Genomic DNA, 16,059 nt, shown 5'->3' with positions numbered 1-16,059 from the left:
GACTGTTCCCGGGGAGGAGCATCATGACGTCGAAGCGCGTTAGCCGCCGTGTGGTCTTGCAGTCGTCTGTCGCCGCCACCACGTGGCTCGTCGCGACGCCCGCGATCATCGGGAACGCGCAGGCCGCGACCATGAAGATGCGGTGCTCGTCGTCGCTCCCCAACGATCCCAAATACGCCAACGGCCGCGTCTACTACGACAACCTGGTCAAGAGCCTGAAGGCGAACGGGCTCGGCGAGCAGGTGGACGTCACTTTCTTCCCCGACAACCAGCTCGGCCAGGAAATCGACGTCATCAACTCGGTGAAGCTCGGCGTGATCGACCTGATGGTGTCGGGCTCGTCGATCTCGGCCAATCTCGTGCCGCTGGTCGGCACGTTCGACCTCGGCTATCTCTTCACGAGCTACCAGCAGCAGACCAAGGCATTCGACGCCGGCGCGGCGAAGCCGATCGAGGACGCCCTGCACAAGGGCGCCAATATCCGCATCATCGCCTGGGCTTACAATTTCGGCGCGCGCAGCGTACTGGCGAAGAAGCCGGTGAAGACGCCAGAGGATCTCGCCGGGCTGAAGATCCGCACCTTGCCCAATCCGATCATCACGGAGTGCCTTCGCTTGATGGGCGCGGCGGCAACGCCGCTGGCATTCGGCGAGATCTACACGGCGCTGCAGGCCGGCGTGCTCGACGGGCTGGAGCACGATCCGCCGACGATCCTTGCCAGCAAGTTCTACGAGACTTCGAAGCACTATGCGCTGACGCAGCACATCTTCTCGCCGCTCGCGATCTATTTCAGCGATACGACCTTCAACCGCATGGACCCGAAGCTGCGCGAGGGATTCCTCGATGCCGCGAAGAAGGCCGCAGCCGACACTCGCGCCCATGGGCTTGCGGTGGAGAAAGAGGCGCTGACGACGCTGGCGGAGAAGGGCGTCACGGTCGTCGAATGCGACAAGGAGGCGTTCCGCAAGCGCGTGCTGCCGCAGACCGACAATTTCATCAAGACGCGGCCCGAGGCGAAGGCCGTCGTCGACATGATCCGCGCGACCCAGGCCTGAGGGTCGGCGTCATGTCCGTCGCCGCAGTCGCGCCGAGCAGCGGCTACCGCATCACGGCACCGCTGGTTGCGCTCAGCGACGCGATCGCAGCGCTACTGCTCGCTGCCGATCTCCTGGTCGTTTGCGGCTCCGTGCTGGCCCGCTTCCTGTTCAACGCGCCGGTCGAATGGGCCGACGACGTTGCCCGCGGGCTGATGGTCGGCTCGAGCTTCTTCGGCGCAGCGAGCGCGCTGGCGCGCAGCGAGAACCTCGGCGTGGCCTTCTTCATCGATATGCTACCCTCCGGCATCAGGCGCGTTGTCGACTCGGTCAGCGCGCTGCTTGTCACCATCGTCGCCGGCTATGTCGCGTTCAACGCCATCAGGATGGGCTGGCTGACGACCGGGCAGACGTCCGGCTCCGGACTGCCGCTGGAGTGGACCTTCTATCCGATGGGTGTCGGCGCGCTGTTCATGACGATCTTCGCGTTCGAGCTGTTCTGCAGCCGTCCCTTGCGCGACATGATCGCGGGCATCGCCGCCACGGGCATCGTCGTCGGCGTCTATCTGGCCTGGGATGCCCTGGCGCCGGCGTCCGTTCCGTCCTCGCAAACGTTGATGCTGGTCGGTTTCTTCCTGACGCTGTTCGGCGGACTGCCGATCGGCTTCGCGCTGGCGCTGGCGGCACTGATCTTCATCTGGGTAGAGGGCACGCTGCCGGGCGTCATCTTCGCCCAGCAGATGGCGCGCGGCATCGACAATTTCGTGCTGCTCGCGATCCCCTTCTTCATCCTGGTCGGCTACCTCATGGAAGCCAACGGCATGTCGGTGCGGCTGATCGAGCTGTTGCAGCGCGCGGTCGGGCGCATGCGCGGCGGGCTCAACGTCGTGATGGTGACATCGATGGTGCTGTTCTCGGGCATCTCGGGCTCGAAGATGGCCGATGTCGCCGCCGTGGGCTCGGTGCTGATCCCGGCAGCGCGCCGTTCGCGGCAGAATCCGGGCGGCGCCGTGGCGCTGCTCGCGGCGTCCGCGGTCATGGCGGAGACCATTCCGCCCTGCATCAACCTGATCATCCTCGGTTTCGTCGCCAACCTCTCGATCGGCGGATTGTTCGTCGCCGGCATGCTGCCGGCCGGCCTGATGGCGCTCGCGCTGATCGTGGTGTCGATCATCTTCGGCAAGCGCCCAACGGCCGGCGAGGAAGCCGAGCCTCGCGCCGCCGTGTCCGGCCTGTGGACCGGCGCGATCGCGTCGTTCGGACTGATCTTCATGATCTTCTTCGGCTTCAAGAGCGGTTTTGCCACCGCGACCGAAATTTCGGCCTTTGCGGCGGTCTATGCGATCGCCGTCGGCAGCCTGCTGTTTCGGGAGTTGAGCTTGAAGAGCCTGGCGCACTGCTTCGTGCAATCGGCAACGCGCTCGGGTCTCGTGTTGTTCATCGTCGCGGCCGCGCAATCGCTTGCCTTCATCCTGACGCTGCAGCAGGTGCCGCACACGGTGGGTGATTTCATGCTGTCGATTTCTGGCAGCCACGGTGTCTGGCTGTTCATGCTGCTGTCGATCGTCGTTCTGGTGGTGATGGGTTCGGTGCTCGAAGGCGCCGCGGCGCTGATCATCTTCGGGCCGCTGTTGTTGCCGGTCGCGGTCAAGCTCGGAATCGACCCGCTGCACTTCGGGGTCGTGCTGGTGATCTCGATGGGGCTCGGCCTGTTCGCGCCGCCGCTCGGACTTGGGCTCTACGGCGCTTGCCTGATCGGCAACGTGCCGATCGAGCAGACTATCAAGCCGATCATGGGCTATCTCGGCCTGCTGCTGCTGTGCCTGCTGGTGATCGCCTTTGTGCCCGTGATCAGCACGGCCTTGCCGCATGCGCTCGGCTACTGAAGCATGATCAGGAGAATCGTGCAGCGGCTTTCCGAAAAGATCATGCTTAGTCAAAGAGATCTAGGAGACTTCCGCCGTGAGGGTGTTGCTGGCGCATACGCCGCAGATGCGGCGCGACTATTATGGCGAGCGCAGTTTTAATGGCCTGCGCGCGGTTGCCGACGTGAGGCTGCATGAAGGCGACGAGGCGCTCGATGCCGCCGCGCTGGTGAAGGCTGCAGATGACGTCGACATCATTGTCGCCGATCGCATGACGCAGGGGCCCGGCGAGATCTTTCGTCGCCTGCCGAGGCTGCGCGCCTTCGTGCGCTGCGCGGTCGATATCCGCAATATCGACGTTGCGGCCGCGTCCGCGGCGGGCGTGCTGGTGACGCAGGCGAGCCCCGGCTTCGTGCAGTCCGTTGCCGAGCTTGCGCTGGGTTTCATGGTCGACCTGTCGCGCGGCGTCTCGCGGGCCACCGCCGACTACCACGCCGGCACGATGCCCGAGGTCGTCATGGGCCGGCAGCTTGCCGGCAGCAGTGTCGGCATCATCGGGTATGGCAGCATCGGCCGTCATCTGGCCGGGATCGCAAAGGCGCTCGGCATGGAGGTGCTGGTCGCCGATCCCTTTGTCACGATCGATGACGCCGCAATCCGGCATGTGCCGCTCGACGATCTGCTTGCGCGCGCCGACTATGTCGTCTGCCTTGCGATTGCCAATGAGCAGACCGAGAACCTGATCGGGCAGGGCGCGCTGGCGCGGATGCAAAGGCACGCGTTCTTCATCAACCTGTCGCGCGGCAATCTCGTCGATGAAGCCGCGCTGGCGGCCGCGCTGCGCGAGAATCGCATCGCGGGCGCGGCGATGGATGTCGGCCGCGCGCCCGATCAGATGCCGTCGCTCGAACTTGCGAAATTGCCCAACGTGATCGCGACGCCGCATATTGGCGGGCTGACGCCGCAGGCGATCGAACACCAATCATCGGAGACGGTACGCCAGGTCGCAAGGATCAGCGCCGGCGAAGTCCCGGTTGGCGCGGTCAATGCCGACCATTGGACGCGGCGGAAGGCATGAGTTTCGCGCGTACGCTCAATTCCTCCATAGGGCTGGACAAGCCCTTGGCATCCGGCCCAAAGTTGGGGACGCAAATTCAAACTGCGGTCCGTGAGCCGCGGAAAATGAACCAGCGGCCGTCCCGCGGACAGCGACGGGCGCCGTAAAGCCATCAGGGAGCGCATCACATGGCCGTTTCACGCCGTGAAGTTTTATTGGGCAGCGCCGGCGCACTGGGCGCCGCATCGTTCTCCTTCCCGGCTCCCGCCATCGCGCAATCGGAACCGATCAAGATCGGGTGTCTCGCGGCGATCACCGGCCCGAGCTCGGCGCCGACCGTCGGTTTCAATCGCGGCGTGAACTTCGCGGTCGATGCCATCAATGGGAGCGGCGGGGTGAAGGGCCGCAAGATCGAGCTCGTGATGCGCGACACCCAGGGCGATCCGACCAAGGCGGTGAACGCCACGCAGGAGCTGATCAGCCAGGCCAAGGTCCACGCGATCTGGGGGCCGCTGAATTCGGGCGAGGCGCTGGCGACGACGCCGATCATGGCGCGCGCCAAGATGCCGGATCTTCACCCCTGTGTCGTCGAAAGCCTGATTGATCCAGCCAAATATCCCAACGCGTTCCGTATCGCGCCGTCGAACAATCAGTGGGACGATGCGGTGCGCAACTATTGCCTCAAGATCCTCAAGGTGAAGAAGGTCGCGGTCATCGGCGACACCACCGGCTATGGCGTCACGGCCGTCGGCGCGTCGGTCGCGGCCTTCAAGAAGGATGGCGCCGAGGTGGTCTACCAGGCCAATGTCGATTCGACACAGCCTGACATGACGCCGGACATGCTGCGAGCCAAGAATGCCGGTGCAGAGGCGATCGTGGTCTGGAGCGTGTCGACCGGCATGGAGGCGCGCATGTTCAACACCCGCGCTGCGATGAATTGGGATGTGCCCTTCGTCGGGCATCCCTCGATGGCGTCGGGCGAGCTCGCCGGTCTCGTCGCCAAGCCGGAGAACTGGAAGAAAGTTTACGCCATCGGCTACAAGAGTTGCAGCTACGACGGCGCTGGCAAGCTGCCACAGAGGAGCGAGGATCTGGTCGCGCGGCTTGCCAAGGCCAACGTCGTGCTGAGCGATACGCTGTTGTGGTGGGTCGCCGGCGGCATCGACTGCATCGAGCTGATCGCCAAGGCGGTCGCGGAAAGCGGCTCGACCGACAGCACGGGCATCATCAAGTACTGGAATACGCTGTCGAGCTATCCCGGCTATTTCGGCAACTACCGCTTCTCGCCGACCGAGCACAACGGCTACTTGACCGAGGAGATCGTGATGTCGGAGGCCAGCACCGCCAAAAACGGCACCTTCGCATTGGCGCCGGGATATACCTGAGCTCCGGAGGAGGGCGCAGCCGATGCTCGCCTCGATCCTTGCATCCGGTCTCGCTGCGGGCGCGATCTACGCGCTGGTCGGTGTCACCTACAATACGATGTTCTCGACCTCGCGGGTGATGAGCTTCACCGCCGGCCAACTCGCCATGCTCGGCGGCGTGTTCGGCTCGATGTTCACGCTGAAGATGGGTCTGCCCATTGTCGTCGGCTTCCTGCTGACGCTGCTCTGCTGCGCCATCATCGGCATCATCACCGAATTCGTCGCGGTGCGGCCGGTGCTGAAGAGCCTCGATCAGCACCTCTATGTGCTGTCGACGCTTGCGGTCGCGCTGATGATCCAGCAGGTCGCTGCGATCAAATGGGGCACCGAGCCGCAGCCGTTTCCACGTATCGTCGGGATCGGCGAGGGCATCCTGGATGAGAAGTTCTGGCTGCCGGTCGCGGCCTGCGCTATCACCATCGTCGGCCTCGAGTATCTCTATCGTCGCACGCTGGTCGGTCGCGCCTTTCTTGCCATTGCGGAAGACAATTTCGCCGCGCGCGCGCTCGGCCTGCCCGAGCGCAACCTGCGGGTCGCGAGCTATGCGCTGGCCGGCGTGATCGGCGGCATCGCGGGATTCTCCGGCGGCCAGTTGTTGCTCGCATTCTTTGCCAACGGCGCGCTGTTGAACTTCTACGGCTTCGTGCCGGTGGCGCTGGGCGGCCTCGGCAACAATCGCGGGGCCATCATTGGTGGTTTGGCGCTCGGGCTGTTCCAGCAGGCGGCGAATTTCCTGGTCGGCGGCATCTTCTCCTCGGTCGCGGTGTTCACGCTGTTCATCGTGGTCCTGCTGGCGGCGCCGCAGGGCCTGTTCGGCGCGTCGACCGCGCGGAGAGTGTGATGACATCAGTCACCGCAACTTCGGCTCAAGTCGAAGGCGGTGCATGGCGCACCGCCTTGCCGCACATCGCGCCGTTCCTCGGGATTCTTGTACTGGCGTTGCTGCTGCCGTTCGTCAGCAACGATTATTGGGCGTTGATCGGCACCCGCATGGCGATCTACTGGGTGCTGGTGTCAGGCCTCAATCTGGTCGTCGGCTTCGCCGGCCACCTCGCGATCGGCTATGTCGCGCTGCTGACGCTCGGTGCCTATACCACGAGCGTGCTGGTTGCCGGCAATGTGGCGCCGGCGCTGCCGGTGTTCGTGGCGTTGCCGATCGCGGGCTGCGTCGGGGCGATTTTCGGCGTCATCGTCGGCCTGCCGGCGCTGCGGCTGCGCACCTTCTATTTCGCGATGTCGACGCTGGGTTTCGCGACCATCGTGACCCAGATCGCGCTGGCGTGGCAGAGCGTCACCGGCGGGGGCATCGGCATCGCCGGGCCGGAGTTCCCGGCGCCGTTCAACACGGCATGGGGCTTCTATGGGCTCTGCATCGCGTTCGCCGTCGTGACGACCTGGATGAGCGCCAACATCGCGCGCAGCCGCTTCGGCCGCGCCCTGATCGCGGTGCGCGACGCCGAGGTCGCGGCGGAAGCGACCGGCATCTCCAAGCCGAAAATGCTGATCGCGATCTTCCTGTTCGCCGGTGCGCTCGCCGCGATCGCCGGCGGGCTGTTCGCGACCCTGCAGACCTACATCACGCCTGATGCCTTTACCTTCGATCTGTCCGTGCTGTTCTTCATCGCGATCCTGATCGGCGGCCGCGGCTCGATCCTGGGTCCGATGCTCGGCACCATCATCCTGACCATCCTGCCGGAGATCGCCGCACCGCTCGCAGCTTGGTCAACCTTCCTCTACGCCGTGCTGCTATTGGTGATCGTGCTGGTGATACCAGGCGGCATCGCATCGCTCCTGGATTTCCGCAACCGTCGTCCGCTCGCCAGCAACCGCGCGATCGTGCCGCGCCCGGCCGCGCTCGCCGACATCGTGCGTCAGCGCAAGGGCGGCAAGGTGCTGAGGCTGCGCGGCATCGCGCTCAGCTTCGGCAATGTGAAGGCGATCGACGGGCTCGATCTCGACGTCGCGCCCGGCCAGATCCACGGCCTGATCGGCCCGAACGGCAGCGGCAAGACCACGACGCTCAACGTCATCTCCGGCTACTATGCCGCGAAGGCCGGCAGCATGACATTGGGCGACGAGGCATTGCGCGCAGGCCAGCCTGTGCTCCGCGCCGCCTGTGGCATCGCGCGCACCTTCCAGACGCCGCGCGTGATCGGCGAAGCCTCGGTGCTCCAGAACGTGATGATCGGCGGCTCGATCGAAGGCAGGGCGACCTTCGTCGAGGCGATGCTCAGTCTTCCGCGTAACGGGGAGGACGAGCGCATGCTCGCTGCCAAGGCCCGCGCCTTGCTTGGCGTCGTCGGGTTGGAGTCGCTGGCCGATGTGCGCGCGGATCGCCTGCAGCACAGCGAGCTGCGTTTCATCGAGATCGCACGTGCGTTGATGCTTGATCCGGATTTCCTGCTGCTTGACGAGCCCGCGGCCGGCCTCTCCAACGACGAGATCGAGCGGCTTGCTTCGCTGATCATGGCGATCTGCGACCGCGGCACCGGCGTGCTGTTGGTCGAACACCACGCCGACCTGATCTTCGACATCTGCCACCAGGTCACCGTGCTCAATCTCGGCCGCACGCTGGCGGCAGGCACGCCGGCGGAAATCCGCGTTCACAAGGAGGTCGTCAGTGCTTACCTCGGCGGCTGAACCTCTGCTCTCGGTGAAAGAGCTGGAGTCCGGCTACGGCAAAATCCGTGTGCTGCATGGCATCGATCTTGCGATCGCGGCCGGCGAGGTAGTGGCGCTGCTCGGCCCCAACGGCGCCGGAAAGACCACGCTGCTGCGCGCGCTGTCGGGACTGTTGCCGGTCAGCGCCGGGCATGTGCGCTTCGACGGCCGCGACATGACCAACGCAACGCCGCGCGACGCGGCGCGGGCCGGTCTCGTGCATGTCATCGAGGGACATCGCGTCTTCACGCAGATTTCCGTAACGGACAACCTGTTGCTCGCCGGCTACGACCTGCCGCGCGCCGAGCGCGCCGTGCGGGTGGAGGAGGCGCTGGCGTTCTTCCCTGAAATCGCCGAGAAGCGTCACGAGCGTGGCGGCGCGCTATCGGGTGGGCAACAACAGATGCTGACGGTAGCGCAAGGCCTGGTTCGTCGCCCGCGGCTCTTGATGCTGGATGAGCCCTCGGCTGGCCTCTCGCCGGTACTGGTCGATCGCGTCCTCAATGTCATCGGCCGCTTGCGCCAGCAAGGCACGGCGGTGCTGCTGGTCGAGCAACTGCTGGAAAAGGCGCTGGCAGCCGCCGATCGGGTCTACGCTCTGGTGCAAGGGAATATCGCGCTGGAGGCGCCGACCTGCGAAGGCGACCTGCCACACCGGCTCGAGCGCGCCTATTTCGGTCACGAAAGCCGCGCCTTGGGTGCCTGAAAAATCCAGAGCATCGACAGCGCAATTCAAGTCTGCCACAAGGTTTCCATGCGGCTTCCCTTTTTCTACGGCTGGATCGTCATCGCGGTGACGTTCGTCACTATGGCGATTGGAGTCAATGCGCGCACCGCGTTCTCGCTGTTCTATCCGCCGATCATCGGCGAGTTCGGCTGGGAGCGCGGTGTCACCGCCGGCGCGTTCTCATTCGGCTTCGTGGTGTCGGGCGCGGTCAGCCCGCTGATCGGGCGGATGATGGACCACTACGGTCCACGCGCGGTAATGGAAGTCGGCGTCGCATTGATGGCAGGAGGGCTGCTGCTGGCGCCGCTGACGTCGCAGCCCTGGCATCTCTATCTCACGATCGGCGTGCTGGTCGGCGCCGGCAGCGTCTGCCTCGGTTATTCCGGTCAATCGCTGTTCCTGCCGAACTGGTTCATCCGTCGCCGAGGCTTTGCGATAGGGCTCGCCTTTGCCGGGGTCGGCATCGGCTCGGTGACACTGCTGCCGTGGGTGCAGCATATGATCGAGCAGAGCGGCTGGCGCACCGCCTGCACCGCGATGGGCATCCTGGTGCTGGTCGTGCTCGCGCCGATCAACGTTCTGCTGCGCAAGCGCCCGGAGGACATCGGCCTGCAACCCGATGGTGATGCCGCGCCGACCGGGACCTCGGCCAAGCCGGCATCGAACATCGTCGATCCCGTCTGGGCCGGCACGGACTGGACATTGCGGCGCGCGCTCCGCACCGCCCGGTTCTGGTGGATCGCGGTAGGATATTTCTGCGGCCTGTATATCTGGTACGCGGTTCAGGTACACCAGACCAAGTTCCTGCTCGATATCGGCTTCAGCTCCAGCGTCGGAGTCTGGGCGCTCGGCGTTGTCAGCCTGCTTGGCATTCCCGGCCAGATCTGGCTCGGGCATTTGTCAGATCGTATCGGCCGCGAGTGGGTCTGGGCGATTTCCTGCGTCGGCTTCGCCATCTGCTTTGCGGCGCTGGTCGCGCTGAAATATTGGCCGACCATGACGCTCGTCTATCTCATGGTGTTCACGCAGGGCGCGCTCGGTTACGGCCTGACTTCGGTGATGGGACCGGTCGTGCTGGAGATCTTCCAGGGCAAGCATTACGGCAGCATCTTCGGTACCGTCATGCTCGCAGCGCTGGCCGGTGGTGCTGCGGGACCTTGGGCGACCGGCCAGCTTTACGATCTCTCGGAGAGCTACACGGTCGCATTCACCGTTGGCATCGGCGTAAGCCTGTTGTCGGCGATCGCGATCTGGCAGGCTTCGCCCGGCAAGGTCCGCGCTGTCGCCGGGCAGATGCACAAGATCGAGAGCCCGGGATGAATCGGATCAGGTGGGAGCAACTCCGATCGCCCGCTGCAGGTCGGTAATCGCGCGGAGGAAACTATCCGATGGCGTGGTCTCCGGGTCGATCAGCCGATGCAGGCGGAAACCGTCGTCGAGCGCGAGCACGATTGCGCCGATCCATTCCGAATCGAGCGCGCCGCTCCTGCCGGCATTCCTCAGCGTCGTCTCGACGATATCGGTGATCAGCTTGCGCCGCGCGCGCAGGCGTTTGGCGAGTTCCGGCCTGCGCTTCTCGGCGCGCGCCACGAACAGGATCATCTCCATATGCAGGAGAGGCGAGCGTCCGAGCGGATCCTGCCGGCTGCGGTCCATGGTCCGCAGGGCCTCGAGGAAATCTGCGAGGTTCTGGTGCTTCGCAAGCAGTTCCAGATTGCGCCGGATCGATTGCTCGACGTGATCCTCGAGCATGGCGATGATCAGTTCGTCCTTGCTGTTGAAGTTCGAGTAGAAAGCGCCGCGCGTAAAGCCCGCCGCGGCCGCGATCGCCTCGATGCTTGCGCCGCCAATTCCCTGGTCCTCGAACACCCGCGCCGCCGCCTCGAACAGCTTTTCGCAAGTGGCATCCCGAGTCGGCCTGGTTCGAACCCTTGACATCGCCCGATTTTAGGGCAAAATGCAACTCGATACAATAATGTATTGTGTTACCGAATTGCAAAATTGATCGAACAAAATTGATCCAACCGGATGGCGCAAAGCGGCCGCCCGGCCCCTAGGATGACAGCAACGCGCGCCATTTGCCCATCGGCGCAACAGGCCAGCGAGGGTTACTATGAACGAACATGCTCAGGCGGCGAGCAGCGAACCGCTTTTCAATCCCTTGGCACCCGAGTTCATCCGCAACCCCTATCCGCACTACGAGCGGTTGCGCACCACGGATCCGATGCACGTCAACGCGCATGGCGCCTTCGTCGCCAGCCGCCACGCCGAAGTGAGTCTGGTCTTGCGCGACAAGCGCTTCGGTAAGGACTATGTCGACCGCACCGTCCGCCGCTACGGTCCGAAGATCATGGAAGAGCCGGTCTTCCGCAGCATGAGCCACTGGATGCTGCAGCAGGATCCGCCTGATCACACCCGCCTGAGGGGCCTCGTGGTGAAGGCCTTTACCGCGCGCCGGGTCGAGGACATGCGTCCGCGCATCCAGCAGGTCGTCGACGAAACACTCGAACGCATCATTCCGCAGGGCAGAATGGACCTGATCGAGGATTTTGCGTTCCGCCTGCCGGTGACGATCATCTGCGACATGCTCGGCATCCCCGAGGAGCATCGCGACGCGTTCTACAACGGCTCGCGCGACGGTGGACGCCTGCTCGATCCGGTGCCGCTGTCACCCGAGGAGATCAAGCAGGGCAATGCCGGCAACGCGATGGCGGCGATGTACTTCCATCAGCTCTTTGAGCTGCGGCGCAAGCAGCCCGGCGACGACCTCACCACGCAACTGGTGCAGGCCGAGGAGAACGGTCACAAGCTTACGAACGAAGAGCTCACGGCCAACATCATCCTGTTGTTCGGCGCCGGCCACGAGACGACCGTGAACCTGATTGGCAACGGCCTCCTGGCGCTGCATCGCAATCCTGACCAACTCTCCCTGCTCAGGGCCAATCCCGGCCTGATCACCAACGCGATCGAGGAATTCCTGCGGTACGACTCCTCGGTGCAGCTCACCGGTCGTGTCGCGCTGGAGGACATCGAGGACCTCGGCGGCAAGCGCATTCCGAAGGGCGAGACCGTGCTGTGCCTGCTCGGCTCGGCCAATCACGACCCGGCGGTCTATCCTGATCGCCCCGAACGGCTCGACATCACGCGGCCGAACGTGAAGCCACTGTCGTTCGGCGGCGGCATCCATTTCTGCCTTGGCGCCCAGCTCGCGCGGATCGAGGCGGAGATCGCGATCTCGACCCTGTTGCGCCGGATTCCGGACCTGCGGCTCGATGACGCGGAAAATCCGGAATGGCGGCCGACCTTTGTGCTGCGCGGGCTGAAGCGGCTCCCCGCGCGCTGGTGATCCGGCACATTTCGGACCGGTCAGCATCGGCCGTGCCCACGCAGGCTTGAGCGGAGGCACCTTCGGGCCTGCCAGTCACAGCAGCAAAGGTGCTGTGACTTCGCCATACTTGCCTCTATATATTGGGCGGCTCCGGCTCGGGCTCGCCACAGGCAGGCTGCCCGCGGGGCGGGCTTAAAGGGAGACACCGTGCAGACGACGCTGCTCGGCCTGGCGATTGCGTTCATCCTTGCGCTGGCGGCCGCACTGGTCGGTCCGTATTTCGTCGACTGGAACCAGTTCAGGCCGCAATTCGAGGCGGAGGCGACCAAGATCATCGGCGCGCCGGTCCGCGTTGGCGGCAAGCTCGACGCGCGCCTGTTGCCGGCCCCATCGTTGCGGCTCAACTCCGTGACCGTCGGCGGCGCCAGCGACCTCGGCAAAGTCGGCGCCGACAAACTGGATGTCGAATTCAGCTTGGGCTCGCTGATGCGCGGCGAATGGCGCGCCACCGAACTGACCCTCAACGGCGTGTCGCTCGATCTCCGGCTCGATCCGAAAGGGCGCATCGACTGGCCGGCCACGAGCGGCACCTTCAACCTGGCGTCGCTCGCGATCGACCGGCTCAATCTTACCGGCCGCGTCGCGCTGCACGATGCGGCGAGCCGCGGCACGCTCGAGCTGAATGACATCGTCTTCAGCGGCGATGTCCGCTCGCTCGCCGGCGCGATCCGCGGCGACGGCAATTTCATGTTCGATGGCACGCGCTATCCGTTTCGCGTCTCGTCGGGGCAGGGCCCCGATGGCAACGGAACGCGCGTGCATTTCACCATCGATCCGGCGCGGCGCGCGTTGTCGGCCGATCTCGAGGGCATTCTGAGCTTCGAGTCCCGCGCGCCGCGGTTCGAGGGCGCGGTGACGCTGGCGGCAACGCCGAGCCAGCGCGGCAGGGCAGACGAACCGCCGTGGCGGATCGCAGCCAAGGTGAAGACCGACTATTCGGCGGCGCGGCTCGACCAGGTCGAGGTGAGCTATGGCGCCGAAGATCGGGCGCTGAAGCTTGCCGGCGCCGGCGACATCCGCTTCGGCGCAGCGCCGCTGCTGCGTGCCGCGCTGTCGGCGCGCCAGCTCGACGCCGATAGGTTTGCCGCCAAGGACAGCGGAAAGGATGGCAATGCGGAGCCGGCGCGCGTGCTGCCGGCGCTGCGCGCGTTTTTCTCGGGCCTGCCGGAAAGCCCGATTCCCGCGCAGATCGAGGTTGCGACCGAGCAGGTGATGCTCGGCGGTCGTCCTCTGCAGGACGTCTCGTCCGAACTCTATTCGGATGCAAAGTCATGGACGGTGCGACGGCTGGAGTTTCGCGCGCCGGGAACGACGCGCGTCGCAATGAGCGGCGCCGCGGCGCAAGGCGGGTCATCCGACAGCTTCAGGACGGCACTCAATGTCGAGTCGTCGGATCCGGATGCGCTAGTGGGCTGGCTGCAGGGCCGCGGCGACATCGCCCGTCGGAGTCAGAAGCCATTTCGGCTGCGCGGCGATGTGACGGTGTCTCCGGCCGGCTTTGCGATCGACGCCATGAAGGCCGAGATCGAGGGCGGTGCGCTTGAGGGCCGCGTTGCGGTTGCGCACCGTGAGGCGGCCAGCGGATCGAAGATCGAGGCGCAGGTGAAGGCGGAGCGACTCGATCTCGATGCGACCGCCGCCTTCATCCGCTCGCTGGCCGGCCCGCAGGCCGAATGGCCCGACGAAGCCCAGCTCTCGCTCGACATTGGGCGCGCCATATCCGCGGGCCAGGAAATGCGCCCGCTGTTTGCAAAGTTCCGCTACAGCCCAAAGGAGATCGTGCTGGACCGGATCAAGATCGGCCAGTCCGACAAGGTTGCCCTGGACGGCAGCGGCAATTTCGATCGCGCCAGTTCCACGGGGAGGCTGCTCCTTGACGTGACAGCCGCATCACTGTCGCAGGTCGCAACTTCGGTCTCGCCTTTTGCTCCGTCGGTTGCCTCGAGGCTTGAGGCACTCAAGGTCGCGCCGGGCCCGGCCCACGCCAAGCTCGACATTGGTCTGTTGCAAGGCAAGGCGCCCGGGATCGCTACGACGGCCGTGTTGGACGTCGAGGCGCCGCAGGTCAAAGGCCGCCTGAGCATTGGAGGGTCATTGTCCGCGGCAGCAATTAGCGGCTTCGATATCGATGCGCTCAGCCATAGTGAGATTGGTGGCGTAGCGAAAATCTCGGCGGAGCAGGGGCGCATTGTGCTGGCATTGCTGGGTCTCGACCAGATGGTTGCCGCCGGCACCGGCCCGGCGCAGTTCGAGGCCACGGTGAACGGCGCCTGGGGCGCGCCGCTGCGACTGAAGGCCCGGTTGTGGGGCGCCGGGCTTGATGCTGATGCCGAGGGGTCCGCGGAGCCGTGGGCGAAGGATGCCAAATCGAGCGTCAGTCTCCGCGTCCGCAGCGCCGACATCAGCCCGTTGCTGGATCTGAAATCGTCCGACCAGGGAGGAAACATCCGACTGTCGTCGCGGGTGACACTGGCGGGTGACAGACTGACCTTCGGCGATCTGGATAGCATCGTCGCTGGCTCGCGGCTGCGCGGGCACCTTGCGCTGACTCTCGCCGACGAAAAGGCCATCGAGGGCGAAATCGGTCTCGACCAGATCACGCTCGCGCCGATCTTTGCGACCGCAATCGGCGCCGCAGGACATGATGGAACCGAGCCGCTCGGCGCGGGATTGACCAAGGGCTGGCGCGGCAGGGTCGCGTTCGAGGCCCTGCACGGCTTGTTGCCGGGCGGAGCGGAACTGCAGCCGGTGAGCGGCATCGTCAGGGCCGACGGTCAATCGCTGACGTTTGAGGGCATCAAGGGCAAGATTGGCGGCGGCGAGGCGAGCGCCACCATCGACGCGCGGCAAAGCGCCAACGGCGTCACGCTGAACGCGAACGTCCAGCTCGGAGGCGTCGATGGTTCGGCGCTGCGCTACCGCAATCTCGCGATGCCCAAGGGCCGCGCGTCGATGCAGATGACGCTCATGAGCCAGGGCCGCAGCGCCTCGGCCCTCACCGGCGCGCTGTCTGGCAGCGGCACCGTGACGCTCGAATCGGCCAAGTTCGCGGGGCTCGACCCGCGCGTCTTCGACGTTGCGATACGCGCCAGCGATTCCGGACAGGCGAGCGACGATACGCGGCTGAAGCAGATCATCGAGCCCGTGCTCGCAGCCGGCACATTGTCGATCGCGTCAGCGCAAATTCCATTCAACATCCGTGACGGCCGCATCCGCGTCGCCGCGACCACGCTCGCCGCGATCGGTGCCAACGCCATCGTGTCCGGCGGCTACGATATTCCGGCGGACCAGGTCGACATTCGTGCCGCGCTGGCCTCGACGCTTGTCGGCACAACCAGCAGTCGCCCGGAGATTCAGTTGCTCGCGGTCGGCACGCCGGATGGGCTGACGCGCAGCATTGATATCACCGCATTGTCGTCCTGGCTCGCGGTGCGTGCGATCGATCGTGAAACGCGCCGGCTGGACGCGATCGAACGTGGTGAGCCACCGCCGCCACCTGAACCGATGCCGGCGGCGATTCCGCACGCGACCGAGCCTGCGGCGGAGGCGCCGGATTCCGGTTCGGCGGCGTTTCCGCCCTCCGAAGCGGCGAAGTCCGGCCGCGATCCGCGTCGTGCGCCTCAGAAGTCGAAGATCGTGGCGCCGCGTCCGCCGATCGTGCCGCCGGTTGCCACGGCGCCCGCGGTTGCGACGCCAGCGCCGGTCGCAAGCCAGCCCCAAGTCGCTCCATTGCCGCCTCCGATCGAGGTCAAACCGTTGCCCGGAATGCCCAGGCCGAAGCCGCGTCCGCCGCTGTCGCTCGCGCCGCAGGTCGCCAATCCGCCGGCTCGGCCGGCAGTGCAGAATTGAGGCATGATTGGGAAAGCATCATTGCGACATTGAAGGCGGCGCCCGGCGATGCCT

11 protein-coding genes are annotated in these 16,059 nt (G+C 65.4%); 10 read left to right on the top strand and 1 reads right to left on the bottom strand.

All coding sequences use genetic code 11. The features are described 5' to 3' along the window. Window positions 1-23: 23 nt before the first annotated feature. From JQ553_RS28150 to JQ553_RS28115, 8 genes are all read left to right on the top strand, one after another. On the top strand, window positions 24-1,055 hold the full coding sequence (locus JQ553_RS28150) for a TRAP transporter substrate-binding protein (protein ID WP_212503301.1): 1,032 nt from the start codon (window positions 24-26) through the stop codon (window positions 1,053-1,055). Window positions 1,056-1,066: 11 nt separating this feature from the next. Beyond that, a complete protein-coding gene (locus tag JQ553_RS28145) occupies window positions 1,067-2,920 on the top strand; it encodes a TRAP transporter large permease subunit (protein WP_212503300.1) in 1,854 nt (617 codons plus the stop codon). A 76-nt stretch (window positions 2,921-2,996) separates the two neighbouring features. Next, a complete protein-coding gene (locus JQ553_RS28140) occupies window positions 2,997-3,977 on the top strand; it encodes a hydroxyacid dehydrogenase (RefSeq protein ID WP_212503299.1) in 981 nt (326 codons plus the stop codon). A 167-nt stretch (window positions 3,978-4,144) separates the two neighbouring features. Then, window positions 4,145-5,341 (top strand): ABC transporter substrate-binding protein, encoded by a 1,197-nt coding sequence (locus tag JQ553_RS28135; RefSeq protein WP_249144631.1) that lies wholly within the window; start codon window positions 4,145-4,147, stop codon window positions 5,339-5,341. Window positions 5,342-5,363: 22 nt separating this feature from the next. After that, window positions 5,364-6,221 carry a branched-chain amino acid ABC transporter permease gene (locus JQ553_RS28130; protein ID WP_212503298.1) on the top strand — a complete coding sequence of 286 codons (858 nt, stop codon included), beginning with the start codon at window positions 5,364-5,366 and terminating at the stop codon, window positions 6,219-6,221. Then, the gene (locus JQ553_RS28125; protein WP_212503297.1) at window positions 6,221-8,020 is read left to right on the top strand and encodes an ABC transporter permease subunit; all 1,800 of its coding nucleotides are present in this window, start codon (window positions 6,221-6,223) and stop codon (window positions 8,018-8,020) included. The genes JQ553_RS28130 and JQ553_RS28125 overlap by 1 nt, the downstream gene beginning before the upstream one ends. Continuing rightward, the gene (locus JQ553_RS28120) at window positions 8,001-8,747 is read left to right on the top strand and encodes an ABC transporter ATP-binding protein (protein ID WP_312015206.1); all 747 of its coding nucleotides are present in this window, start codon (window positions 8,001-8,003) and stop codon (window positions 8,745-8,747) included. The genes JQ553_RS28125 and JQ553_RS28120 overlap by 20 nt, the downstream gene beginning before the upstream one ends. A 48-nt stretch (window positions 8,748-8,795) precedes the next feature. Further along, window positions 8,796-10,088, top strand: a complete 1,293-nt coding sequence (locus tag JQ553_RS28115) for an MFS transporter (RefSeq protein ID WP_212503296.1) — start codon at window positions 8,796-8,798, stop codon at window positions 10,086-10,088. A gap of 6 nt (window positions 10,089-10,094) precedes the next feature. Here JQ553_RS28115 and JQ553_RS28110 read toward each other — a convergent pair whose 3' ends face one another. Continuing rightward, window positions 10,095-10,706, bottom strand: coding sequence for a TetR/AcrR family transcriptional regulator (locus tag JQ553_RS28110; RefSeq protein ID WP_212503295.1), 612 nt, complete (start codon window positions 10,704-10,706; stop codon window positions 10,095-10,097). Between the two features lie 175 nt (window positions 10,707-10,881). Here JQ553_RS28110 and JQ553_RS28105 point away from each other — a divergent pair, with 175 nt between their 5' ends. Together JQ553_RS28105 and JQ553_RS28100 are read left to right on the top strand one after the other, a co-directional pair. After that, complete coding sequence (locus tag JQ553_RS28105) at window positions 10,882-12,114, top strand: cytochrome P450 (protein WP_212503294.1); 1,233 nt, start codon at window positions 10,882-10,884, stop codon at window positions 12,112-12,114. Between the two features lie 189 nt (window positions 12,115-12,303). After that, the gene (locus tag JQ553_RS28100; RefSeq protein ID WP_212503293.1) at window positions 12,304-16,005 is read left to right on the top strand and encodes an AsmA-like C-terminal region-containing protein; all 3,702 of its coding nucleotides are present in this window, start codon (window positions 12,304-12,306) and stop codon (window positions 16,003-16,005) included. The last annotated feature ends 54 nt before the right edge of the window (window positions 16,006-16,059 follow it).

The organism is Bradyrhizobium lablabi (genome assembly GCF_018131005.1).
Classification (GTDB): domain Bacteria; phylum Pseudomonadota; class Alphaproteobacteria; order Rhizobiales; family Xanthobacteraceae; genus Bradyrhizobium; species Bradyrhizobium lablabi_D.
This window is presented reverse-complemented; position numbering and strand designations above follow the sequence as displayed.

Excerpts from the sequence above, each read along its gene's own strand:
- JQ553_RS28150 (WP_212503301.1), top strand. The coding sequence starts at position 24 with ATGACGTCGAAGCGCGTTAGCCGCCGTGTGGTCTTGCAGTCGTCTGTC.
- JQ553_RS28105 (WP_212503294.1), top strand. The coding sequence starts at position 10,882 with ATGAACGAACATGCTCAGGCGGCGAGCAGCGAACCGCTTTTCAATCCC.
- JQ553_RS28130 (WP_212503298.1), top strand. The coding sequence starts at position 5,364 with ATGCTCGCCTCGATCCTTGCATCCGGTCTCGCTGCGGGCGCGATCTAC.
- JQ553_RS28125 (WP_212503297.1), top strand. The coding sequence starts at position 6,221 with ATGACATCAGTCACCGCAACTTCGGCTCAAGTCGAAGGCGGTGCATGG.
- JQ553_RS28145 (WP_212503300.1), top strand. The coding sequence starts at position 1,067 with ATGTCCGTCGCCGCAGTCGCGCCGAGCAGCGGCTACCGCATCACGGCA.
- JQ553_RS28115 (WP_212503296.1), top strand. The coding sequence starts at position 8,796 with ATGCGGCTTCCCTTTTTCTACGGCTGGATCGTCATCGCGGTGACGTTC.
- JQ553_RS28110 (WP_212503295.1), bottom strand. The coding sequence starts at position 10,706 with ATGTCAAGGGTTCGAACCAGGCCGACTCGGGATGCCACTTGCGAAAAG.
- JQ553_RS28135 (WP_249144631.1), top strand. The coding sequence starts at position 4,145 with ATGGCCGTTTCACGCCGTGAAGTTTTATTGGGCAGCGCCGGCGCACTG.